The sequence below is a fragment of the Mycobacterium sp. genome (assembly GCF_035603715.1).
In the GTDB taxonomy this organism is placed as follows: Bacteria; Actinomycetota; Actinomycetes; order Mycobacteriales; family Mycobacteriaceae; genus Mycobacterium.
The window spans coordinates 1-3,342 of sequence record NZ_DATNJW010000517.1; the positions used below are offsets into that span (position 1 = coordinate 1).

The following is a 3,342-nucleotide window of genomic DNA, read 5'->3' on the forward strand; positions in this document are numbered from 1 at the left end:
TACGTCTCGGGTGCGGCGCCGTTGTCGGCGGACATGCTCGAGGTCGGCAACAAGAGCCTGATCACAATCATGTTCGTGACGATCGTCCTCATCATCGCGATGCTGCTGGCCGTCTATCGCTCCCTCTCGACTGCGCTTCTCATCCTGTTGATGGTAATGATGGAACTGATCTGCGGGCGCGGGTTCGTCTCCTTCCTCGCGTTCCACAAGTTCATCCAGATATCCGAATTCGCCTCGAATATTCTTGTTTCTCTGATCCTTGGTGCGGGTACCGATTACGCAATCTTCTTGATCGGCCGCTACCACGAAGCACGCCACGCCGGCGAAGATCGGGAAACCGCTTACTATTCCGCAGTAAACGGCGTATCCCACGTCATTCTCGGCTCTGGTCTCGCGGTGGCCGGAGCAACGTTCTGCCTCACATTCACCCGGCTCAATTACTTCAATACATGCGGGATCCCCTGCGCTGTGGCCATGCTCACCGCGGTCGCGGCCGCGCTGACTTTCGGCCCGGCGCTGCTGGCGCTGAGCAGCCGCTTCGGAATGTTCGAACCGAAACGTTCTGCGGGAGCTGGTATCTGGCGCAAGGTTGGTGCCCTGGTGGTGCGCTGGCCGGGACGGCTCCTGTTCGCCAGTGGCGTGGTGGTGCTGGTGGGGTCGATCACGCTTCCCACCTACCGCCCCAACTACGATGACCGGCTCTACGTCGCTGATGACGTCCCATCGAAACAGGGATATGCCGCGAGCGACAGGCACTTCCCGGCCAGCAAGCTCAACAGTGACATGCTCGCGGTCGAGTCCGATCACGACATGCGAAATAGCACAGACATGATTGCGCTGGACCGAGTGTCGCGCAACGTTTTTCACACTCCTGGTGTGGGAATGGTCCAAAGCACAACCAGGCCTCTGGGCGCGCCGCTGGAGCATTCGTCGTTCACTTACACCATCGGCACGATGGGGACGAAGATGAAAGAACTGTTGCCGTTCCTGACCGACCTGAACAACCGGCTCACGGACATGGCGACCATCACCGACCGCATGACGGGCCTCCTACGTCACCAACAGGAGTTGACGTCGCAACAGGCCCAAGCGGCTCACATCGCCGCCGACGCTGCTCAAGGCATGAAAGAAGTCACCGACTCGATGCGGGACAACCTGGCCGACTTCGACGACTTCTGGCGCCCGATCCGGAGCTATTTCTACTGGGAGAAACACTGTTTCGATATCCCGATCTGCTGGTCACTTCGATCGCTGTTCGACTTGACCGACAAGTTCGACCAGTTGACGGAGCAGACGGACAAGAATCTGAAGGCTGCATTGATTCAGGATGCCGTGACGCCGCAACTCGTCGATCTCATCGGCCAGAACGTTGACCAGCTCGAGGCGCTACACCGGATCATTCTGACCGAGCACAGCACGATAGATCCTCAGTTGGCTCAGCTCGATGAGCTGAGCCGCCAGATGATGGATCTGGGCTACGCTTTCGATAGTTCGAAGAACGACGAATTCTTCTATCTGCCGCCAGATGCTTTCAGCAATCCGTCTTTTCAGATCGACCTCAGATTCTTCGTGTCCCCGGACGGTAAAGCCGCGCGATACATGGTCTTCCACGACGGAGAAGCACTTACCCCCGAAGGGATCAAGCAAGACCAGGCCTATCTGCCCGCCGCCAAGGAAGCGCTGAAGGGCACGACGCTCGCCGGAGCGCGGGTCTATCTGGGTGGCGCCGCGGCTACCTACTGGGACATCCAGGATGCGGCGAGAACAGACCTGATCATCGCGGCCACAGCAGCTTTCGCGTTGATCTTCCTGGTGATGCTACTGATCACCAGGAGCATTATCGCAGCATTGGTCATCATCGGGACCGTGGCGTTCTCCTATTCCGGAGCCTTCGGTCTGGCAGTCCTGTTCTGGCAGCACTTGGTCGGCGTCCCCATGAGCTGGCTGAACCTGCCCCTCACCTTCATCATCCTGGTGGCGGTCGGGTCGGACTACAACTTGCTGCTGATAGCCCGCTACCTCGAAGAAAGCAAAGCCGGCCTGAACACCGGTCTGCTCAGAGCGGTTGCCAATTCCGGCAAAGTCGTCACCACCGCGGGGTTGGTGTTCGCGGTCACCATGATGGCGATGGTTTCCAGCGACCTGCTCAACATCGGCCAGATGGGAACCACCATCGGCTTCGGTCTTCTGCTCGACACGCTGATCGTGCGTTCGTTCATCACTCCCGCGATCGCGCGCCTGCTCGGGCCGTTCTTCTGGTGGCCCCGAGTAATCCGTTCCGGGTCGGCGCGAACGGCTACCAGACGGCACGCTGCCCTACTCAGTACAAGTGTCGGTCGGTGACCGCCATGCCCATGCACACGGCGCCCGTGCCGGGGGGAAGACGTCCGAGATCCATGCCCTTGATCTCCGCCCCGGTTTATCGCACTACGAAAAGAGGATGTACACCGTGAATTTCGACGATTCGCATCTGCCGCCCGTGCGGCCCGAGTATGCCGCAGCCCTGGCGACGGCGGTGGCAGGTTCGGTTCTGCTGCCGGGTGACGCGGGATATGACGATGAATGCGCGGTCTTCAACCTGAATCACGAGCTCATGCCCGCTGTGATTGTGGTGGCGCAGAGCGCGATCGACGTCAAGGCGGCAGTTGCTTTCGCGGCGGGCCAGCACCGGCCGGTCCTGGTGAAGGCCACCGGCCACCAGATCGTGGGCACGGCACAGGGTGCCGTCCTGATCACTACGCATCGGATGAATGACGTCGACATCGACGCGGTCGGCCGCACGGCCAGAGTCGGCGCCGGCGCGGTATGGGCCGAGGTAGTCCAGAAGGCCGCCGGGGCGGGGCTGGCACCGTTGAACGGCTCGAACCCCACGGTGGGGGTCGCCGGTTACACCCTGGGCGGCGGTCTCAGCCCGACCCTTGGCCGCTCCCACGGTTACGCCGCCGATCACGTGCGCTCGCTCGACGTAGTGACAGCGGACGGCGAATTGCGGCATGTCGACGCGGAATCCGATCCCGAACTGTTCTGGGCGTTGCGCGGCGGCAAGGGCAATTTCGGAGCGGTCACGGCACTTGAAATTGCGTTGTTCCCAGTTTCTCGCCTCTATGGCGGCAGCATCTACTTCCCAGGTGAGCGGATGAGCGACGTGCTGCGCGCCTGGACTGCCTGGCACCCCAATACGCCGGAAACGATGATCTCCTCCTTTGCAGCGCTGCGACCGCCGTCGCAGCCCGAAATCCCCGAACCACTGCGTGGCGTGTTCTCGGTGGCGCTGCGGATCGCCTACACCGGCACGGCGGAGGACGGCAAACGGATGATCGCGCCGCTACGGGCAGCGGCGCC

2 protein-coding genes are annotated in these 3,342 nt (G+C 61.4%); both read left to right on the forward strand.

The window, feature by feature from the left end; genetic code table 11:
- A partial coding sequence (locus tag VN856_RS21385; RefSeq protein ID WP_325692665.1) for an RND family transporter occupies positions 1 to 2,343 on the forward strand: 2,343 nt, incomplete at its 5' end.
- A 106-nt stretch (positions 2,344 to 2,449) separates the two neighbouring features.
- The coding region (locus VN856_RS21390; protein WP_325692666.1) for an FAD-dependent oxidoreductase at positions 2,450 to 3,342 on the forward strand (893 nt) is incomplete at its 3' end.